Annotated in this window: 20 protein-coding genes and 1 pseudogene; 10 read left to right on the top strand and 11 right to left on the bottom strand. The window is 43.1% G+C overall.

Annotation, left to right across the window (positions count from 1 at the left end):
• Window positions 1–4: 4 nt before the first annotated feature.
• The 4 genes from BLP80_RS08785 to BLP80_RS08770 all read right to left on the bottom strand — a co-directional run bounded on the left by BLP80_RS08785 (window position 5) and on the right by BLP80_RS08770 (window position 4,198).
• Window positions 5–1,537, bottom strand: coding sequence for an efflux RND transporter periplasmic adaptor subunit (locus tag BLP80_RS08785; protein WP_090542371.1), 1,533 nt, complete (start codon window positions 1,535–1,537; stop codon window positions 5–7).
• Window positions 1,538–1,540: 3 nt separating this feature from the next.
• Window positions 1,541–2,938, bottom strand: a complete 1,398-nt coding sequence (locus BLP80_RS08780; protein ID WP_090542369.1) for a TolC family protein — start codon at window positions 2,936–2,938, stop codon at window positions 1,541–1,543.
• A 177-nt stretch (window positions 2,939–3,115) separates the two neighbouring features.
• Complete coding sequence (locus tag BLP80_RS08775) at window positions 3,116–3,448, bottom strand: hypothetical protein (protein ID WP_256325026.1); 333 nt, start codon at window positions 3,446–3,448, stop codon at window positions 3,116–3,118.
• A gap of 153 nt (window positions 3,449–3,601) precedes the next feature.
• Window positions 3,602–4,198 carry a Maf family nucleotide pyrophosphatase gene (locus BLP80_RS08770; RefSeq protein ID WP_090542413.1) on the bottom strand — a complete coding sequence of 199 codons (597 nt, stop codon included), beginning with the start codon at window positions 4,196–4,198 and terminating at the stop codon, window positions 3,602–3,604.
• A 58-nt stretch (window positions 4,199–4,256) separates the two neighbouring features.
• On the opposite strand from BLP80_RS08770, the gene BLP80_RS08765 reads away from it, so the two are divergent.
• The 10 genes from BLP80_RS08765 to BLP80_RS08720 all read left to right on the top strand — a co-directional run bounded on the left by BLP80_RS08765 (window position 4,257) and on the right by BLP80_RS08720 (window position 14,185).
• Window positions 4,257–4,769: a YceD family protein gene (locus BLP80_RS08765; RefSeq protein ID WP_090542366.1), complete on the top strand. Its 513-nt coding sequence runs from the start codon at window positions 4,257–4,259 to the stop codon at window positions 4,767–4,769.
• 33 nt (window positions 4,770–4,802) lie between these two features.
• Window positions 4,803–4,985 carry a 50S ribosomal protein L32 gene (gene rpmF / locus BLP80_RS08760; RefSeq protein ID WP_090542364.1) on the top strand — a complete coding sequence of 61 codons (183 nt, stop codon included), beginning with the start codon at window positions 4,803–4,805 and terminating at the stop codon, window positions 4,983–4,985.
• A 79-nt stretch (window positions 4,986–5,064) separates the two neighbouring features.
• The gene (plsX, locus tag BLP80_RS08755) at window positions 5,065–6,111 is read left to right on the top strand and encodes a phosphate acyltransferase PlsX (protein WP_090542362.1); all 1,047 of its coding nucleotides are present in this window, start codon (window positions 5,065–5,067) and stop codon (window positions 6,109–6,111) included.
• Window positions 6,112–6,121: 10 nt separating this feature from the next.
• Window positions 6,122–7,078, top strand: coding sequence for a beta-ketoacyl-ACP synthase III (locus tag BLP80_RS08750; protein ID WP_090542360.1), 957 nt, complete (start codon window positions 6,122–6,124; stop codon window positions 7,076–7,078).
• Between the two features lie 3 nt (window positions 7,079–7,081).
• Window positions 7,082–8,020: an ACP S-malonyltransferase gene (gene fabD / locus BLP80_RS08745; protein WP_090542358.1), complete on the top strand. Its 939-nt coding sequence runs from the start codon at window positions 7,082–7,084 to the stop codon at window positions 8,018–8,020.
• 33 nt (window positions 8,021–8,053) lie between these two features.
• Window positions 8,054–8,794: a 3-oxoacyl-ACP reductase FabG gene (fabG, locus tag BLP80_RS08740; protein ID WP_176754321.1), complete on the top strand. Its 741-nt coding sequence runs from the start codon at window positions 8,054–8,056 to the stop codon at window positions 8,792–8,794.
• A gap of 182 nt (window positions 8,795–8,976) precedes the next feature.
• On the top strand, window positions 8,977–9,222 hold the full coding sequence (acpP, locus tag BLP80_RS08735; RefSeq protein WP_046849580.1) for an acyl carrier protein: 246 nt from the start codon (window positions 8,977–8,979) through the stop codon (window positions 9,220–9,222).
• A gap of 33 nt (window positions 9,223–9,255) precedes the next feature.
• On the top strand, window positions 9,256–10,497 hold the full coding sequence (gene fabF / locus BLP80_RS08730) for a beta-ketoacyl-ACP synthase II (protein ID WP_090542354.1): 1,242 nt from the start codon (window positions 9,256–9,258) through the stop codon (window positions 10,495–10,497).
• Between the two features lie 15 nt (window positions 10,498–10,512).
• Entirely contained in the window at window positions 10,513–11,523 is a 1,011-nt protein-coding gene (gene mltG, locus BLP80_RS08725; RefSeq protein WP_090542352.1) for an endolytic transglycosylase MltG, read from the top strand.
• Between the two features lie 49 nt (window positions 11,524–11,572).
• Complete coding sequence (locus BLP80_RS08720; protein ID WP_090542350.1) at window positions 11,573–14,185, top strand: glycosyltransferase family 39 protein; 2,613 nt, start codon at window positions 11,573–11,575, stop codon at window positions 14,183–14,185.
• 61 nt (window positions 14,186–14,246) lie between these two features.
• Here the strand turns inward: BLP80_RS08720 and BLP80_RS08715 are convergent, their stop codons facing one another.
• The 7 genes and pseudogenes from BLP80_RS08715 to BLP80_RS16290 form a co-directional block, all read right to left on the bottom strand.
• Window positions 14,247–15,041 carry a ZIP family metal transporter gene (locus BLP80_RS08715; RefSeq protein ID WP_090542348.1) on the bottom strand — a complete coding sequence of 265 codons (795 nt, stop codon included), beginning with the start codon at window positions 15,039–15,041 and terminating at the stop codon, window positions 14,247–14,249.
• Window positions 15,042–15,267: 226 nt separating this feature from the next.
• The gene (pgeF, locus tag BLP80_RS08710; RefSeq protein ID WP_090542346.1) at window positions 15,268–16,014 is read right to left on the bottom strand and encodes a peptidoglycan editing factor PgeF; all 747 of its coding nucleotides are present in this window, start codon (window positions 16,012–16,014) and stop codon (window positions 15,268–15,270) included.
• An 84-nt stretch (window positions 16,015–16,098) separates the two neighbouring features.
• Complete coding sequence (locus BLP80_RS08705) at window positions 16,099–17,286, bottom strand: serine palmitoyltransferase (protein WP_090542344.1); 1,188 nt, start codon at window positions 17,284–17,286, stop codon at window positions 16,099–16,101.
• Window positions 17,283–17,540 (bottom strand): acyl carrier protein, encoded by a 258-nt coding sequence (locus tag BLP80_RS08700; protein ID WP_090542342.1) that lies wholly within the window; start codon window positions 17,538–17,540, stop codon window positions 17,283–17,285. The genes BLP80_RS08705 and BLP80_RS08700 overlap by 4 nt, the downstream gene beginning before the upstream one ends.
• Window positions 17,541–17,556: 16 nt before the next feature.
• A complete protein-coding gene (locus tag BLP80_RS08695; protein ID WP_090542340.1) occupies window positions 17,557–18,477 on the bottom strand; it encodes an NAD-dependent epimerase/dehydratase family protein in 921 nt (306 codons plus the stop codon).
• 6 nt (window positions 18,478–18,483) lie between these two features.
• Window positions 18,484–20,277, bottom strand: coding sequence for a fatty acyl-AMP ligase (locus BLP80_RS08690; protein ID WP_256325023.1), 1,794 nt, complete (start codon window positions 20,275–20,277; stop codon window positions 18,484–18,486).
• 322 nt (window positions 20,278–20,599) lie between these two features.
• Window positions 20,600–20,847: pseudogene (locus tag BLP80_RS16290) on the bottom strand (transposase); the annotation flags it as partial.
• Window positions 20,848–21,058: the final 211 nt, after the last annotated feature.

Raw genomic sequence — 21,058 nt, 5'->3', positions numbered from 1 at the left:
TGAATTAGTGATCGTGACTCGCACCAGTTTTACCCAGTTCAGCTTTAATGGCAAAGCTGTTACCTGCCGCATATTGTTCCCCGGCAGATAGCCCCTTGAGCACTTCAACCATCGTGCCATCACTCCGACCAAGCTCCAGTGGTCGTGCTTCGAAATAGTTTCCGTAACGAGCAAATACGACCGACCAATCACGTAATGTTTGAATCGCTTCTACCAATACCGCTACAGGCACCTGTATTTCTTCCGCTACCAGCTCGGCATTGACAAACATGCCGGGCCGCCATCTCTCATCATGGTTATCCAGTTCGACACGCGCTGTAGCTGCACGTGTTGGTCCACCGATCAACGTCGTTACATAGGTGACAGTCCCTTCCCCTTCCACATCAAATGCTGTCGCCTTAATCATTGCTTGCTGTCCGACTTTAACTACACTCAAATCTTTTGGATAAACCGTGATCGCTGCCCATATTGTCGAGACATCGGCAATCGTAAAAATCGCTTTATCCTCTTTAACCGCTTCCCCCAAGACGATCGCTTTTTCGGTAATAACGCCCGGAATCGGCGCACGAATTTCATAGCGGGAAAGATTCTTTCCCGAATGAGCAGATTCAGGACTTACCCCAAGGGCGTGCAGCCTTTCAGATGCAAGTTCCAGCGCGATTTTGGCTTCATCCCATTGCTGCTGGGCCGTTAGATACTCCTGCTTGGCAGTGATCTTTTCTTCCCATAATTGTTTTTCACGTTCATAGGTGGTTTGTGCTAATGCCAGTCGTTTGCGCGCAATGAGATATTGACTGCGCAAATCAGCCAGCATGGGACTTTCAATAACTGCCAGCATCTCTCCTTTTTGTACCTGCTGGCCATGATGGCGTTCGACCGAAATCACCATGCCTGGTATACGCGGAACAACTTGCAGGATGGTATGTTCATTAAAAATGATTTCTCCAGGCAATCTGAGCGTTGGTTTAATAATTGCAGGGATCGCTGTAGCAATTTGAACGCCAGTACTTTTCAATGTCTCGTTCGACATTTCTACCCGGGCCTCGACCTGGCTATACCCCCAACGAAAAGTCTTGCCGTTCCATTCTGCTACAATCACCACATCAAAAGAGTGCGGCTCTTCTACCTCTTGATCACCGATCAGATAATCGCCTTCGGGTGTAAAGCGGAATAATTGGGCGGGTGCACCCAGGCGTGTCAATGTAATACTGACATTCGCCTCAGCAGGCGGAATCAACCTGCCTTCACGGTAAAGATAAAGCCGAAATTGGGGGGGCACCCCTTTTTCAAAAATAGTTACTTCCACACTAAAATCATCTGTCGTAAAAAGCTTTCCTCCTCTGGGACCTTGAGCCGGTTGATACTGACTATCCCTCTCCCCAGATGCAGAATCAATAGCAGACACCCCCTTCCCCTCACTCGTTGTTGCATCTATCGAACGAGGTGCAGTGGATTTACCTAGGGTTAGAATGAGTCCACTTAGAACAATACCGATGATGATCACGATCACAATAGGCATCCATCGTGTTTTATCCATTACTTATTCCTTGTATTCCAGATTGTCTTCAGATTGGCGTGTAGCGGTCATACTGAGAAAATCATCAATCGGCGCCGCGATTAAACGCTCGATTTCATTGATCAATCGCTGATAATTAGCAAGTGCACGCACATACAAAACCCGGTTCTGAAACAAAGCACGCTGCGCATCAAGCATTTCCAGGAAGCTAAACCTCCCCAGCTCATAACCTCTATTCGCCACCTCAAATGCACTTCTGGCGCCTGGCAACACCTCATCATGCAGCAGCTTAATCTCATTCTGCGCCGCCAGTAATGCCTGATACGCCCGCGACAGCTCTGTTCTTAGTAACAACTCGGCCGCAGTCTGTTCATCCTTCGCCTTGTTCAAACGCTGATAAGCTTCCTGCAAATTGCCCTGATTCCGGTCAAATACCGGAATCGGTATGGATAAGTTGACAACTGCAGTGGTATCTTCAGTTACCAAGTAGCGCCTTATCCCGCCTCCCAGCGTTACATCAGGAATGCGCCTCGACTTCTCAAGTTCGATAATCGCTTTACGATGTTCGATATTTTTAACACTGCGTAACGCCAAAGGATTATTTAGAATACGCCGTTCTAGCACTTCAAAAACTGGGATCACGACAGTCGACTCAAGATCTCCCAGCACTTTGCCAAATTGCGGCATGGCACTGCCCCACAAGAGCGCCAATTGTGTACGCGTTGAAGCGAGATCTCGTCTCGCTTGCTCACGCTCGATATTCGCTGTTGAAAGCGCAACCTTGGATCGTGTTTCCTCGATTGGGGGCGCCTTACCTGACTCGACCCGTTTAGAAGCTGAATCGACTACTTTCTGTGTCAGCTGTAAAGTTTCCTCTGCCACCCGCAACCGCTCTTGTCCTGCCAATACATCGATAAACATATTAGCTGTTCTTGCAATCAGCTCCAGCTTTTTGGCTTCATAACTTTTATCCGCTAATTCCTGCCCCAGCGATGCCACATTCATCCTGGCACTCCGTTTCCCCCCCAATTCGATTAACTGACTGATCCGGAAAGTGGTAAATCGTTGAAGCGCTGAGTTGGAGGAATTAACATCTTCTGCCTCGACAGTGAAATCAGGATTCCTAAACTTACTTGCCTGAAGTTTTGTTCCTTCAAAAGCAAGTATCTCCTTAGAAAAAGATGCAAGCTCAGGATTATTTTGCAACATGAGCTCCAATACATCACGCAAGGTTAAATCGACTTCTTCAGCGGGCAGCGACTGTGCAAGAGGATTCAAAGGCTTATCAGTATTTAAACCTATTGAATCAGAACTTGCCATCACCCGGAATGGGTAGCAAAAAATTACCAGAAACAGGATTAAGATTTGTACTTTATGCGGCAGGCAAACCTGTAACACCTTGTGCCGTAATCTAAATTTCATAGCATCCTCTGCAAAAGCGTTAATACTTTTAGCTTGTGCTCGCAATGACGAGTAGATTGGTAGCGCTGTTGAATCACGCCATCTCTGCACCGCGAATACGGCTTATTTGAATAATGATGAGGGCATCACACCCCAATCATACGACACTCAAACCACTCGCATGATCTAGGGATTCAACTATAGAGTGGCAGGATTCTTTCGAGGAGGACGAAAAAGAGAATCTGGAATAGATTCAGGAATGATTTCAGAAACAAATACCGTCAAAACTTCCGCCTCAGCAACTGAGGCCATTATCAGAAACGGTGAATTCACAAAAAAAGGCTGATATTGTCCGGCTGCATGAAGACATAAATGCGTAGCCGCATCCAGCTCACCGTTATCACCAAGAGCATGGTGCAGATCAAGATGCTTTTGTGGATCAGCAGTAAACAAAGCAGCATGATAGTGATGATCCAGTTCATGAGCGAAGACCTTGTCATTAAACGACCAACCTAATGTATTCGTGAGCATGCTCACGAAAAAAATCAAGATGACAGAATTAATAGTTAATCGCTTACGCATATTGGAAATCTATTACTGCTAATCATATTGCTTACAGATCTTTGTTTGAAGCATTCAAAATTATTAGGCTAATTGATCCTTTGATGACTGTAAAGAAAAAATTTAAATAATTTCTACTCCTTCTTGCATCAACATTTCCACTAATGCAATAAGCGGCAGCCCAATCAGAGCATTTGGATCATCTCCCCTCATTCGCTCGATCAATGCAATCCCGAGACCTTCAGATTTAGCGCTTCCCGCACAATGATAAGGCTGCTCTTTGAACAGATAACGCTCAATTTGTTGATCGCTTAACTCGCGAAATTTAACAAAATACGGAACAATCCTTTTTTGCAGTCGGTTAGTGCGACTATTCAATAAACATAGCGCTGTATGAAAAACAACCTCTTTACCCTGCATAAAATGTAATTGCTTGACCGCATTAGCATGATTCATGGGCTTACCTAATTGAGCACTTCCCAGCACAGCGACCTGATCCGCAGCTATGATAAGAGCATCGCTATAAATTGCAGCTATAGCATGTGCTTTATCTTCAGCCAATCTAAGGGCAGTAGCTTCAGGCATTTCATCTTGCAAAGGTGTTTCATCAATTGCCGGACTTACCGATTCAAAAGGAAGTTTTAGGCGCTGGAGTAGTTCGCGGCGATATAATGAGCTGGATCCCAAAATAAGTCTTGGGTGAACATACTGTTTTTTCAAAATGTTATAATAGTTACAATAGAATTTTGACACCTAATTATAAAAAATATAGCATGCAATGTTTACGCATAAACGCTTTATCATAGATTCTCTCAATTTTGTCCGCAATTCCGAGGTACATCATGGTAGAATCTTGCCCGCTGAATTGGAACGTTTACGCGAATATTTACTGGATCATTCAGGAGAGATTGTTTACTCGATAAGTGGTGTTTTTGACGAAAAAGGTAGGCCGACACTCAAAATAATGATCGCAGGAATGGTTACTCTTTGTTGTCAGCGTTGCCTCAGTAAGCTAGAACATACATTGGACGTGAAAACTAGTTTGCTAATAGCAAGAAATCAAGATGAGTACTCATATTATGATGAAGATAATTCAGTTGATGCCATTCTAGCATCTCCTGATATTGATGCATTAACACTTATTGAGGATGAGATCATTCTGAGTTTACCCATTTCTCCTCGTCACCAGGAGAATGAGTGCTCAATAAATAACATTACTATCAGCACTTCAGAAATAACAGGAGCTGTTAAGAAACACCCCTTTATTTCATTGAAGTCGTTAAAGAAGTAAACATACTAAAGTTTAATTTGGAGTCAACATATTATGGCTGTTCAGCAAAATAAAAAATCCCCTTCCAAGCGTGGCATGCATCGTTCTCATGATTTTCTGACTAACCCACCTTTAGCCATAGAGCCTACTACTGGGGAGGTACACTTACGTCACCATATTAGCCCGAATGGATACTACCGCGGCAAGAAAGTCATTAAAACCAAAAACGACGAATAGATTCCGTATATATCTCGCCTTTGATTTCATCAAATACTATCCCGCATCTGTCATAGCGTACTATCAAGAGTAATCTAAAGTGAACATCACTGTGGCGATTGATTGTATGGGCGGTGATCATGGCCCACATGTTACAGTTCCTTCAGCAGTGGAGTACTTACTTCGCGACCCTGAGGTAGATATTATTTTGGTCGGAATTCCTGATGCGATTAAAGCCGAATTACGCGCCGTTAATATGCCTCTTAGTTCACGAATAAGACTATATGCTGCCAGCGAGGTGGTAAGCATGGATGAGCCTCCGGCATTAGCTTTGCGAAACAAAAAAGACTCCTCCATGCGTGTTGCGATTAATTTGGTTAAAAGTGGTGAAGCACAGGCGTGCATCAGTGCTGGTAATACAGGAGCGTTATTAGCAACCTCTCGATTTGTTCTAAAAACCATACAAGGTATTGATAGACCAGCGCTTGCAGTTGTTTTGCCTACCATTACAGGACACACCTACATATTGGATTTAGGTGCAAACGTCAATTGCACTGCTGAACACTTACTACAATTTGGTATGATGGGCGCAACGCTGGTATCTTCCATTGAAAAGAAGAAATCCCCGAGCATTGGTTTGCTAAATATAGGCGAAGAAGATATCAAAGGCAATGAAGTGGTCAAGCAGGCAGCAGAACTACTACGTGATAGCGGATTAAATTTCTACGGAAACATCGAAGGTGATGATATTTATAAGGGAACAACAGACGTCGTGGTTTGTGATGGTTTTGTTGGCAATGTTGCCTTAAAAACTTCAGAAGGCGTAGCGCAAATGCTCGCTACTTTTTTACGCCAAGAATTCAGGCGCAATATATTTTCGCGAGCTGCAGGACTCGTAGCTTTGCCTGTTATCAACGCTTTCAAACGGCGAGTTGATCATCGCCAGTACAATGGTGCCAGCCTGCTTGGGTTACGTGGCATTGTTATAAAAAGCCATGGATCTGCTGATAAGCATGCATTTTGTGCCGCCATCAAACGGGCCACTGAGGAAGTACGCGGGGGGATGTTGCGTCATATCAGTGAACACATAGCAGAATTACAGCACAATATCAAAAAAAATAAATTCAATTCAGCTACTGTGGAATGAAACAATAAAAATGTACTCAAGAATCATTGGAACAGGCAGTTATTTGCCTGAAAAAATTCTGACTAATCATGATCTCGAGCGTATGGTGGATACCAGTGATGAATGGATACGCGCTCGCACTGGCATTATCCAACGCCATATTGCGGCTGAGAATCAGATGGCAAGTGATCTTGCGCTGGAAGCAAGTCGCAGAGCTATAGATGCGGCCGGTATTCAAGCTCAAGAGATTGATCTGATCATTCTGGCTACGACAACCCCGGACATGATTTTTCCGAGCACGGCTTGTATTCTGCAGGATAAACTTGGCATTAGTGATGGTCCAGCATTTGATGTGCAAGCGGTATGTAGCGGTTTTATTTATGCTCTGGCTACGGCTGATATGTTTGTCAGTTCTGGCAAGTGTCGAAATGCACTGGTTGTAGGAACCGAAGTATATTCACGCATTCTTGATTGGACTGACCGTAGCACTTGTGTTTTATTTGGCGATGGCGCTGGGGCTGTAGTATTGACGCAAAGCAATCAACCTGGAATACTTTCAAGTCATTTGCATGCCAACGGAAGCTACAACAAAGTACTTGCAGCACCGGGTAATATCTGTGGCGGTAAAATACAAGGCTCACCTTTTATTACCATGGAAGGAAACACTGTATTCAAATTTGCAGTTAAAGTTTTAGAAGAGGCAGTGTCTGAGGCCATCACAGCTAATAATTTACAAGCATCCGATATTGATTGGTTGATTCCCCATCAAGCAAACATCCGTATCATAAAATCTACTGCCAAGAAACTTGGAATTCCAATGAAAAAAGTGGTCACGACTGTCGATCAGCATGGTAACACTTCCGCCGCTTCTGTACCGCTAGCTTTGGACATTGCCGCACGTGACGGACGTATTAAAACTGGCCAGTATGTCTTATTAGAAGGTGTTGGCGGCGGTTTTACTTGGGGGTCAGTACTACTGCGCTGGTGATACATGAAAACTGCATTTGTTTTTCCTGGACAGGGATCGCAATCAATCGGCATGATGAAAGGTTACGCAGATCTCCCATTGATGCACGAAACATTCTCTGAGGCTGCTGATATTCTTAAGCAGGATTTATGGATATTGGTTAATCAAGGTTCAGCTGAAGATATTAACTCAACAATCAATACACAGCCCATTATGTTGACGGCTGGGGTCTCAGTTTATCGCGCATGGGAAAGCTTGGGAGGAAAAAAACCAGATTACTTAGCAGGACACAGCTTGGCAGAGTATACGACACTCGTTGTATCGGGAGTTTTAACTTTCTCTGATGCACTAAGGCTGGTAAGTTATCGCGCAAAAATTATGCAAGAGTGTGTCCCGGAAGGTGTGGGTGGCATGGCGGCAATAGTAGGACTAGATGATGATGAAGTACGAGCAGTTTGTACTGAGGTTATGAGTAATTACGAAGGAATGTTATTAGAACCCGCTAATTTCAACTCACCCGGTCAAGTAGTCATCGCCGGCCATAAAAATGCGGTACAGCATGCAATGGAGCTATCCAAAGCAAAAGGCGCGAAGCTAACAGTGTTGTTGCCAATGAGTATTCCATCACATTGCTCACTCATGAAACCAGCCGCAGAAAAAATGCGTCAATTACTTGAGAAAATATCGTTTGAATCACCCACGATCCCCATTTTGCATAATGTAGATGTACAACAGCATTATGATGCCGCGTCTATCAGAGAAATATTGGCAAAGCAGCTATATAGTCCAGTACGATGGACAGAAACCATTCGCGCTTTTGTATCAGCGGGTGTAGATCATGTCGTCGAATGTGGACCAGGCAAGGTATTAACCAGTTTGACAAAGCGTATCGATGGAAAATTAAAAAGCTTATCACTGACGGATAGTAATACCCTCAAACAGACAATCGATATATTGAAATAAATTGCAGCCAATATATTATCAAACGGAGAAATAATGTTAGACACCCAAGTAGCTTTAGTTACAGGTGCCAGCCGAGGAATTGGACAAGCTATAGCCTCTGAGTTAGGCAAGCGTGGCGCTATTGTAATAGGTACGTCGACAACTCAGGATGGCGCAGAAATTATCAATCAGTATCTAAAAGAAGCCCAAATAAAAGGAATGGGCCTAGCAATGAATGTCAACAGCATTGCACAAATTAATAGCGCCATTGAAACTATCCGTGAAATATTTGGTGAGATTAGTATATTGGTCAATAATGCTGGAATCACTCGCGACAATTTACTGGCCAGAATGAAAGATGAAGAATGGGATGAAATCATCGAAACCAACCTAAAATCGGTATTCCTCTTAAGTCGTGCTGTACTGCGCTCCATGATGAAAGCTCGCTCAGGACGGATTATTAATATTTCATCTGTTGTCGGGATAACCGGCAACCCCGGACAAACAAATTATGCTGCAGCCAAAGCTGGTATGATCGGTTTCAGTAAATCACTAGCGCGTGAGGTAGGAAGCCGAAATATTACCATTAATTGCATTGCCCCTGGGTTTATCGATACTGATATGACGCGATCTCTTACTGCTGAGCAGCAGCAAAATCTAATCCAGCATATTCCATTAGGAAGATTGGGGCGCCCAGCAGATATAGCGTCAGCAGCAGTCTTTCTAGCTTCTCCAGCAGCAAGTTACATTACAGGCACGACTTTACACGTGAATGGTGGAATGTATATGGATTAATTGAATTTAGTAATTTGGAGAAAACCTTCCAAATTACGGCATTAATCTTTATGTCAAATGATTCTATTAATAAAAAGCTTTGTTAGAAATAGTCTGAATGTAGTAAAGGTGTTAGTTTTGTTAGTATAAGAAATTTGTTAAAATTGTTTAGATTTTCTCACGTAGACAGGAAGGGTGTATAGATGGAAAATACAGATATAGAACAACGCATTAAAAAAATTGTAGCCGAACAATTAGGTGTAAATGAAGCAGACGTCAAAAATGAATCCTCTTTTGTAAATGACTTAGGTGCTGATTCGCTTGATACCGTAGAGCTTGTTATGGCATTGGAAGAGGAATTTGAGTGCGAGATTCCTGACGAACAAGCTGAAAAAATCAATACTGTTCAAGAAGCGATTGACTACGTTAATCAGCATACCTCTCATTAATTTTTCTTCTATCTTTATCTACCGGAGTTATTTTTGTCCAAACGTAGGATAGTCGTTACAGGACTAGGTATTGTTTCACCTGTAGGAAATAATGTTTCTGATGCCTGGCAGAACATTGTTGCTGGAAAATCTGGTATTACCAAGATCACTCGCTTTGATGCTTCATCTTTTTCTTCACAAATTGCTGGCGAAGTTAAGAATTTCGAAATTACGCAGTATCTATCAGCAAAGGATGCGCGCCGAATGGATATTTTTATTCATTACGGCATGGCAGCAGCAATCCAAGCAATAGAAGATGCGGGTGTTGAAGATCTGGCAGGGCTTGATCCAGAACGTATAGGCGTTAATATTGGCTCTGGTATCGGTGGCCTGCCAATGATTGAAGATACTGATACTGCTTATCATGCTGGCGGGCCACGTAAAATTTCTCCGTTTTTCATACCCAGCACTATCATCAACATGATATCCGGTAATCTATCTATCATGTTCGGATATAAAGGTCCCAATTTAGCTATTGTGACTGCATGCACTACTTCTACCCATACTATTGGCAGCTCCGCACGCATGATTGAATATGGGGATGCAGATATTATGGTTTGCGGTGGTGCAGAATCATGTGTAAGTCCGCTTGCGATTGGGGGATTTTCTTCAGCCAGAGCTCTATCAGTTCGGAATGATGACCCCGCTTCAGCCAGCCGTCCCTGGGATAGAGATAGAGATGGCTTTATTTTAAGTGAAGGTGCCGGTATTTTAGTTTTAGAAGAGCTGGAACATGCAAAGCAACGTGGTGCAAAAATATATGCAGAACTCGTTGGATTCGGTATGAGCGCGGATGCACATCACATGACTGCCCCGTGCGAAGATGGCGAAGGAGCAGCCCGATGTATGTCAAACGCCCTTAAGACCGCAGGTGTTAACACCAATGAAGTTAATTATATCAATGCTCATGGCACCTCGACTCCTTTAGGCGATATAGCCGAAACGATTGCAATCAAACGGTGTTTTGGCGATCATGCAAGAAAACTTGTTATCAATTCTACCAAATCAATGACTGGTCACTTATTGGGGGCTGCTGGTGGAATAGAGGCCATATTTTCTGTACTGACTCTGTACCATCAAATCGTACCACCTACTATTAATCTTTTTGAACCTGATCCAGAGTGTGATTTGGATTATGTTCCCAATACTGCCAGAGATATGAAAATCAATTTAGCAATATCAAACTCCTTCGGGTTTGGGGGAACTAACGGCACGTTGGCATTTCGTAAGATTTAGCTATAGATTTGGCGTATGTGGGCATTAAAGCGCCTCTTCCAAAAACCAGGATTACTTTTTTTATTTACTCTCATTGGAATTGCCCTCTTTGTCGGTTGGTTTTATTATCTTGTTAATACTGCAACTAAGTTACCATTTACCCCTTACGAATTGTCGATTACATCAGGAAACAACCTAAAAAGTATTTCCAACCGACTAACTTCTGATCATTTGATCCCCAATGCTTGGTCTTTCATCTTATTATCGAAAGTGCTCGGCTATGAATCATCTATAAAGGCAGGTGAATATGTACTTGTTGAAGATACTTCCCCCCGGCAGTTACTGGAATATCTTGTTAAAGGTGATGCGAAACAAAATGAAATTCGGTTCATTGAAGGGTGGACATTTTCTCAGCTCAGGAAAGCGTTAGACGAACATCCAGCAATTCGACACGATACACTTAATCTTAGCGAGCAAGAAATTCTACAGCTGATTGGTGCCAGTGAATTAAAAGCAGAAGGCTTATTTTTCCCGGATACCTATTTTTTTCTAACAGATAGTAGCGATACTAGCATTCTAAAACGCGCTCACCGAACAATGCAAAATCATCTAAAAGCAGCCTGGTCTTCTCGAAAAGAATCTCTTCCCTTAGAATCAGAATATGAAGGATTGATTCTAGCTTCGATCATTGAAAAAGAGACTGGCAAGGAAAGTGACCGCGGTATTATTGCAGGCGTATTAGTCAATCGGCTGCACTTGGGTATGAAACTACAAGTTGATCCAGCTGTTATATATGGAATAGGCCATAAATTTGATGGCAATTTACGTAAGCAAGACTTGCTTAGCGATCAAGAATACAATACTTATACCCGTTCCGGACTTCCTCCCTCGCCTATTGCTATGCCAGGACTAGCTTCAATTCAAGCAGCTTTTAATCCAGCAGAGACCGATGCGCTCTATTTTGTTGCGAAGGGTAATGGTGAATCGCATTTTTCAACCAATCTGAAAGACCATAACCGTGCTGTGCATGAATACCAGAAACGGTAGTACTCATGCCCCACACCTCTAAATCCACGCTCTTTTACAAAATTAAATAATGCAGTTTTCCATCGTCATTCCCACTCTCAACGAATCAGAAAATGTGGACTTACTGTTAACACGTTTGCTTGCTCTTGATTTGGTACCAGAAAGTTTTGAAGTTATTTTTGTTGATGACGGGTCAACGGATGGAACACCAGAAAAAATACGTAGATGGGAAGCACACAAGAAAAATATTCATCTTGTTGAGAGACAGGAAAAACCAGATCTAACGGCATCAATTCTGGCAGGTACAGCTATCGCCAAAAGCGATATCATCGTTGTAATGGACGCAGATTTGAGCCATTTACCTGAGCAGTTACCCGCTGTCGTTTCGCCAGTACTGGATGGTAATTATGACGTTGCAGTAGGTAGCCGATACATTCCCGGCGGAAGTACTCAAGGTTGGCCTCTATATCGGCAATGGCTGTCACGGGCGGGTGGCCTACTTGCACGCCCTATTTGCGATGTAAGCGATGCTACTTCTGGTTTTTTCGCATTTCATCGCAAGCTTATAACCAATATCCCAGAAAAGGCTCGCGGATACAAAATACTTCTTGAGTTGTTAATGTCAGGTCAAGGAAATCTTAGCGTCATAGAGATACCCATCACATTTCATGACCGAGCACAAGGCACCTCGAAATTATCCCTTTCACATCATCTGATTTATCTACAGCGGTTGATCACACTAGCCGGAGGCACAGTATCTATCGGCACAGCTAGCCGTTTTGCAATTGTTGGGTTTATGGGTATTTTTGTCGATGCTTTGACATTCCAATGGATGATAAGTTGGAACTCTGGACTCGCATTGGCTCATATTACGAGTTTTTTAGCAGCGGTTACTATAAATTATACACTTAACTCTAAATGGTCGTTTCGATCGTATCATGAGGGCAACCTAGATTGGTATCAATTTGGTCGCTTCTTAACTGTCGGATTATTTGCACTACTCTTACGTGGTGGCGTACTTGCGCTCCTTGTCTATACTTGGCATTTGCCAGCCGAGTTAGCGATATTCCCAGCAATTGCAGCAACAGCAGCTGTTAATTATCTTGGCTCAGCCTTTTATGTTTTCCCAGAAAATAGAAATCGCCCATCATTAGATATACGCTGGCGAGTGGCTGCAGTTGGAATTGTGCTTTTTGTTATTCTACTGCGCCTTGTTTATCTTGGTCTGGCTCAACTCATTCCTGATGAGGCTTATTATTGGCAATATACTCAGCACATGGATTTGAGTTTCTTCGATCATCCTCCAATGGTGGCTTGGTTAATCTGGCTAGGTACCACAATTGCAGGCCAAAATGAGTTAGGTGTCAGAATCGGCGCCTTTATCTGTGGCTTGATAGCTATGGGCTACCTCTATGCATTTGCGCGCAACCTATATGACAAATCAACAGGTATGCGTGCAATCATGCTGCTATCTATCCTGCCATTTGGCTTTGCTTCTGGTCTAGTGATGACACCCGATGCACCATTGATTGCCACTTGGGCTGCCACTTTATATTATATGGAGCGTGCTCTTGTAGCTGGTCGAAACATAGCTTGGCTAGGGATGGGAGTTGCTTTTGGTTTGGGCCTATTGTCCAAATATACACTCGGTTTATTGGGTATTGCCGCTTTAGCCTTTGTTATTTTGGATCCTGCTGCGCGTCGTTGGATGCGTCGGCCTCAACCCTATCTCTCGGCAATCCTCGCACTATTGCTATTCTCACCCGTTATCATCTGGAATTATGAAAATAACTGGGTTTCATTTTTATTTCAAACTGAAAGACTTGGTGGTGGAGGGCATACTTTCTCCGTCCATTACCTGCTCCTTTATATCGCAATCATTTTAACCCCAGTGGGCTTATATGCTGCTTTGCATGCGCTTCGATATATTTGCTCTAAGAATAATAACTATGATAAATGTGAGCGTAGGCGCAATTTATTTGTGCTTATATTTACTGGAATTCCACTGGTAATTTTCTTGGGCATCAGTACGTTTGATACACCACGATTTCATTGGACCAGCCCTGTCTGGCTTGCCATTTTACCCACTATCGCATGGATGATGGGGCAGAGTAGGACCCTATATACTATCTCCAGTCGTCTGCGTGCAATATGGCAACCAACCATTATCGTCTCGTTACTTGCCTATACATTTGTACTACATTATGTCGTACTAGGTATTCCAGGAATACCCTATCAATTTCTTACTGAACATTATTTCTGGAAGGAAGCCACTCTTGAAGTCGAAAAGATAGCTGAAGAGATGCGATCCCAGACTGGACAAGTGCCGATTGTAGTAGGCATGAGTAAATGGTCAATTGCAAGTGCATTATCTTTTTACAATAAAGATAGTAATAAAATGGATATCCGCTCGCGAAATATGTTTGGAGACAATAGTGCCATGTATGATTTCTGGTTTCCATCGCATCCACCTAGTAACCGTCCTATTATCTTAGTAGGAATGGAACGCCATACGCTTGAGCGTGATCGAGAAGGAGACGAAATTGATCACATGCTTGACCAACCTAGTACTGTACAATATAGAATAGTGACACGAAATGGTACACCCTTGCGTCACTTATACTATCGCACCGCACAAGGATACCATGGCAGCGCTATCTCAAAGCTCACTAAAAGACAGTGAATACAACTGCGCAGTATAAATCAAACCCTCGAACTGTGCCTGCCCTACTTATGACGACTCTTTAGTGGCTATGCTTGAGCATAGTCTCAACCAGCCAAATAGAACCAATTCCAAAACTAATTAGCACCACTTGCTGAACTGTGGCAGTCAACTCAGGTCGTTTATGCAAACCTGGAATGAGATCTGCCATTGCCACATAAATCATACACGCTGTTGCAATTGCAAGCATTGGCAAGACGAGATGATTAAGTTGATGCAGCATAAAATAAGCAAGTACCCCTCCTACTAAAGTTGCAACACTTGATAGCAAATTAAGTAAAAGCGCATGAGTGCGGCTGTAACCAGAATTGAGCAGAATAATAAAATCACCAGCCTCTTGGGGAACTTCATGAGCAATAATTGCAATAGCGGTAACAATGCCGAGCTGGATATCAACCATAAAAGCTGCTGCAATGAGTATGCCATCGACAAAATTATGAAATGTGTCTCCTAAGATAATCATCATACCGCTACGGCCATGATCGCTCTGGATCTTGTAAATAGAACGACCATGCTCAGGATCATGTACCTCACATTCATCCATATGGCAGTGCCGCCACAGCACGAGTTTCTCTAGGATAAAAAAAATGAGAATACCTAGCAGAACTATGATCGTTATTTGTTTTGGATTCTCAGAAAGCTCGAGAGCCTCAGGCAGGGTGTTTAAGAATGCCGCCCCTAGCAGTGCACCGATTGCGTATGAAACCAACATAGATACCCATGAGCTACGAGTATTAAAAGTCAATATGGCCGCAAACAGTATACTCAGTAAGCCACCAAGCAGGCCAGCCAGAATGATCCAGGTGAGAGTTGACATAAAATTTATTTTTTGCAGAAAATCATGGAAGATAAACGCCTTGTATCATGTGTTATAGCACTTGCCAACCTAAGAAACAAAATGCTTTCCTCCTTAAAGGAAAGCACCAGAATGATTTAGTGGTTTGTTGCTAGCACCCCAAAATATATTTATTCTCCATGATAAATTTATACACGGTATTTGTGCTACTTTCTTCCACATTTGCGCCCCAACGACTTCTTCTCATTTAAGTCGTATCTGCTAACCAAATCAGTGCGGCCATTCTGCCTGTTTTACCATCTCGGCGATAAGAATAGAATCTTGATGGGTCACTAAATGTACACTCATAACCACCATAAACTTTAGTGACTCCAACATCTGTCAGTCGTTGCCGTGCCAATATAAATAGATCAGCAAACCATTTCTTATCACTATGGCCAGGAGTAAAGGCAGCGCCAGATTTGCTATCTTGCTCCAAGAACACTTCCCGCACTTCTTCCCCGATCTCAAAATGCTTGGGACCAATTGCAGGACCAAGCCAGGCAATAATTTCAGAGCTCTTACAAGCCATCTCCGTAATAGAGTTCTCAATTACTCCTCTGGCTAATCCTCGCCAGCCAGCATGGACAACACCCACAACACTGCCTGCTGTATCGCATAGAAATATCGGTAAACAGTCTGCCACCAATATTGCACACACTCTCCCGCCACAACGACTCAATGCTGCGTCACCTTCAGGCTTTACTTCATTCTCTTCCACCCAGACTGGTCTCGCTCCATGAACTTGTTTCAACCAGTATGGATTACTCGGCAAATATGTACGTAGCAATGCGCGATTCTGTTGTACCAATAATGAATCATCGTGTACATGATCACCTAAGTTTAGTTCTGCGTAAGCACCGCCTCTGTTTTTACTCACCCCGCCCTTTCGGGTAGTGAAAATTGCTTTTACATTTGGTGGCGATGGCCAGCTTGGGGTAATCCAGTGATGCATAATGTAAGAAGAATTCATTTTATAGCTAATCGGAAAATAGCATATTGTTCTGCCAGCATTCTAATTAGATCTATAAAAAATCTTTCACTGAATAATTGATGAATGTAGCTTAGAAAAAGCTTGGCAGACATGTTCGATTTGCTCAGAAGTATGTGCTGCATTTACGCTGCATCGTACCAATGATTTACCTTCAGGTGCTGCCGGGGGAAGAATTAAGTTGACGTAAATGCCATTCTCAAGCAAGCCGTTCCACAAAGCTAATGCTTGCTGGGGATTATCTAATATAGTTGCTACGACAGGTCCAGGTTCTGGACCAACTTGAAATCCGATCATCTTAAGATGCGAATAGAGTTGCCGTGCATTTCTCCATAGCTGCTCACGTAATTTACTGCCATCTCGGAGTAATCTTAAAGCCACGCGCGTTGCTGCAATGGTAGATGGCGAAGGTGAAGCTGTAAAAATATAAGGGTGACTCACATAACGTAACTGGTCAAGTTGCAGATGATTACTCACACAATAACCGCCTATCCCACATAAACTTTTACTAAAAGTTCCAGTAATAAAATCAACTTGGTTGATGAGTCCAGTCTTTTCAGCCAGGCCTTGCCCAGTTTCACCCAAAACACCAAGCGAATGTGCTTCATCAAGCAGTAAAATACTGTTATAAGCATTTTTTAAGCTTACAATTTCAGCTAAAGGTGCTTGGTCACCCAACATACTATAGATACCCTCAGCAATAATGAGGGTATTCTTACTACGATCACCCAGCCGTCGAAGACGTTTTTCTAAGTCCGCCATATCATTGTGCCGGAAGCGGATGATATCCGCTCCACTTAGAATACATCCATCATATATACTTGCATGAGAGTCGCCGTCAATAAGTGCTACATCACCCGCGCCTATTAATCCGGAGATCGTTCCGAGATTAGCTTGATAGCCTGTTGTAAAAACGATACATGATCGGCAATGGTAAAAATCAGCAAATTCCATCTCGAGCGCACGATGCCCCGAATAATTTCCATTTGCCATTCGGGAACCTGTAGTACCTGTGCCTTCCTTATCTATCGCTTCATGTGCTGCTTTCCTACATTCTGGCGAGAAGCTAAGTCCAAGGTAGTTATTGGTACCAAGAAGCAAAATCCGACGTTCACCAATTCTTGCTTCTGTTGGAGAATAAATTTCTTCTATAGGTATACCAAAAGCGCTTAATCCAGTTGGTAATTGTGCCTTTCTAGCTGCAGCGGCTGCATCAAGTTTTTCTAGTAAATTCATTTTGAATCGGACATGATTCTGTAAATCAAATTAGCAAGATCACGGACAGTGAGCACGTCTGTGAGAGCATTCAATGGTATTGAAATATCAAAGTGATCTTCTAATTCCATAATGAGATTCAATAATTTTATGGAATCAATCGCTAGTTGAGTAATGAGATTTGTTTCTGGTGTAATTTCCAGTTCCGGATTTGCGAAACTTGCTAGGCGTTGGCTTAATAAATGCAAAATGTCTTCTTGGTTAATTTCTGCCATTCGTTAATTAAAAAATTCAGAGTTTGATCAATTGTGGCAATGTATCACAGAGATGAAGTTTAGGGTACCAGCACGCTAAATCTCGCTTCAAAGGCGCTATATCACACACCCAATCTGGGTGTTGTAATTCGCATACTTTTCCAGGAGTCAACATGGGTGAATAGCCTATTAATCGGGATACCCACAAATTAACGCAGGCGATTAATTGAAGCATTGGGCCAGGTAATCTAATGCATCTAACAGGTTTTCCTAAAATGTCTTGCGCAATAGCTGCTACTAGTCGATAAGTATAACCACCCGGCGTGCCATCATCAATCTCAAAAGTCCCTGTAATGGGTTTATCGCTACGCAACCAACAATGAATCGCTGCTACTAAATCATTAACATGAAGCAATCCGAAGCGATTAGCCAAATGACCGACAGAGGGTAGTACGCCATAACAAGCTGCTTTAAAAAGTGGTTGAAGCTCTTTATCGCCGGGACCATACACAGCCGCGGGACGAAAGATAGTACATGGCATATTGTCCGAACAATCATTAATCAGTTGTTCAGCTTTGAATTTACTGATCGCATACCATGAAAGTTTAGGTTCTCTTGCTGCCAGAGAAGATATAAAAAGGAAACGAGGCCCAGATTTCTGCTCAATAATTGCGTGCAATAGATTATCTGTACCCACTACGTTATTATGTAAAAAGCTTCCTAGGGAATTGCCTCTTACCGCGCCTGCGCAATGTATTACAGCAGATACTCCCTTAACAAGTCTTTGTAGCGACCCGTGATTATCTAAATCCCCATATATCCACTCTAAGTTTTCTCGTTCAGCAGATGAGACCCGTCGAGTCAATGCGCGAACGTTCCATCCATTTCCCAGCAGACTATCAAGCAATGCCTGACCGATAAACCCAGTGGCACCCGTTACTGCCACCACTTGTGACATTTAATATTATCTGTCTCCAGACTGAACTATAGATATCTGATCAGCTATATTTGCGCGTTGAAGAAAACCTTGTCGTGCTGCAAAACGTGACAGTTTACCAGATGATGTTCTCGGTAACGTGTGAGGTGGTACTAATTCAACTAAACAGTTAACACCAAAAGCCATATAGACCATTTGCTGTAGCCGACTTGTAAGGGACTGCCTTTCCTCCACCGAGGATAAACGACACTCAACAACTAACACGACGATTGTCGTATCATCTGCCCCATTAATTCCAAAAGCTGATGCTTCACGGGATCTAACTTCTGGTTGCTGCTCGGCAAGCTCCTCTATATCTTGCGCACGAATATTTCGACCGTTAACAATAATGACATCAGTACGGCGTCCAGTAATATACAAATCACCTTCCAGAATGAATCCAATATCACCTGTATCAAGCCAGCCTCCCGGCTTTAATGCCTTATTGGTTTCTTCGTGATTATTATAGTATCCGGTCATAATGCTCTTTCCTTGAACCAAAACACTACCAACCATCATCTGGGACAGCTCTTCTCCATTATCACCAACAATTTTAACAGTATGCTCGGGAAGTGGACGGCCACAATTGACAAACTCATTAAATTTCCTGCCTTCCGCTTGCACTCTCACTGCCATTTTCTTTTCAACCAACGTTTTAGTATCAACCTGTAAACTCATCACGCCTTGATTAATCTTCGAGAAAGAAACAGCAAGAGTAGATTCTGCCAAGCCATAGCAAGGTAAAAAAGCACGCTCATCAAAGCCTGCCGCAGAAAATTTATCTGCGAAGTTTCTTAAAATATCTGGTCGGATCATTTCGGCTCCGATACCTGCTGCACGCCAACAGCTTAAATCAAGTTCCTTTAAATCCGACTCTCGAACTCTTAACGCACAAAGCTTAAGACCAAACGGTTGACTAAAAGCAACCGTACAGCGATTACGGCTAATTAATTTCAACCATTGCAGTGGCCTAATTGCAAAATCCCGTGTTGCCAAATAATCCACCGAGAGCTGGGCGGCCATTGGTGACAATACAAGACCCACCAAACCCATATCATGATAAAACGGAAGCCACGAAGCACAACGATCACTAGCATGCACTTCTAGTCCATTACGCACTATTCCACGGAGATTACACATCAAGGCTCGCTCTGTAATAACTACTCCGCGAGGCATCCGTGTACTCCCTGAAGTAAACTGTAAATAAGCAACTTCTTCCGGAGAGTTGGGTTGCAAAACCACTTCTACTTCTGGCAACATATCAAGCTGATTTGGCGTTCCGACCCATTGCAAATGATCAGTGCTTAAACCTTCAACAGCTTCTTCAAGAAACCCAACAAAATCAAGATTAGCTATTGCAACACTTGCTTGGCTACTTTCAAGCATGCCACGCAGCTGTCGAACATATATTGCATGACTGCCAAGATTAACGGGTATTGGCATCGCAAAAGGAACAAACCCTGCATATCGGCATGCAAAAAACAACTCAATAAACTCAGGCGTTGTGTCAGCAATTAGCGCCACACGATCACCACGCGCCAAACCTAAACCAGATAAACGGCGAGCAGCTATATGCGCATTTTGTTTAAGTGCACTATAGGAAAGTACTGATCGCAACTCTCCCTTTGCATCATAAAAATTATATCCTGTCGCCCCGCCTGCTGCATACTCCAGTGCATCAATCAGCGTATCAAAATCTGCCAGTCGCTGAACCAGCGTGCTAGCTGTAGGTGTCGCTGCCATTGACAATTTGCTTGAAGGCTGAGTATCAGATTCTTGCATTAGCGGATCCTCCAGCGTAATTATTGTCGAACTCAAGATCTTCCCCTCGAAGTAATGGTGCTGGTCATCTTATTCTAAGACCATTTTAACGCAATAATCCCCAAAGACATTTTTTATCAATGCGTTAGATTATTATCCATACGTCTTTATTTTTCGTTGCTTATTAAATACAACTGTCTCATATTCATTGACGAAGGAGCTTATAGCAAGCGCGATTTCCCTGTCAAGGCTATATTAATCACATGTTGCTTTATAACAACAGTCGCATTATTGATCTAGTCAGATAAAGTTTTAGCTACTAAATTAAATTTATAGCAATAAATTAGTACATAAGTAACGTTAAAGTAATTAGGTCCGTTTCAAAACTCGACATAGCGGAGCGGGCGAGCGTGCGAGACCTAAGTTTTATCATAGCGGTATAGATAGAGGTGAGAGCGGTTTTGGCATGTCGCTCACAATCCTTTGTGAGTCTTCGTTGATGCCAAGCCATGCGAATGTGCGCTCAACGCCCCATCGTTTGGGCAGAACAACAAAACCTTCGGCTGCATCGGAACGTTTGACGATTTCGACGGGTCTTGGGCTGCTGCTTTGGCGATGGGTCCGGCATACGCGCCGTGACTTTGTCGAGCGTCAGAGCCGCATTGTCTCTGTCTTGTATTCCTGCGGATGCACATAGGCTCAGACCACCTGATCCCGACGATTTTAAGATGACCCCAATTTAAAGATCAGACGAAGTCCAGATCGAGGAAAGAAGGTTTCAGTAGCATTGAGCTCCTCGCAA

It is taken from the genome of Nitrosomonas sp. Nm132 (assembly GCF_900100485.1).
In the GTDB taxonomy this organism is placed as follows: Bacteria; Pseudomonadota; Gammaproteobacteria; order Burkholderiales; family Nitrosomonadaceae; genus Nitrosomonas.
The sequence above is the reverse complement of the archived record's forward strand: the minus strand, read 5'-3'. Positions and strand labels throughout refer to the sequence as shown.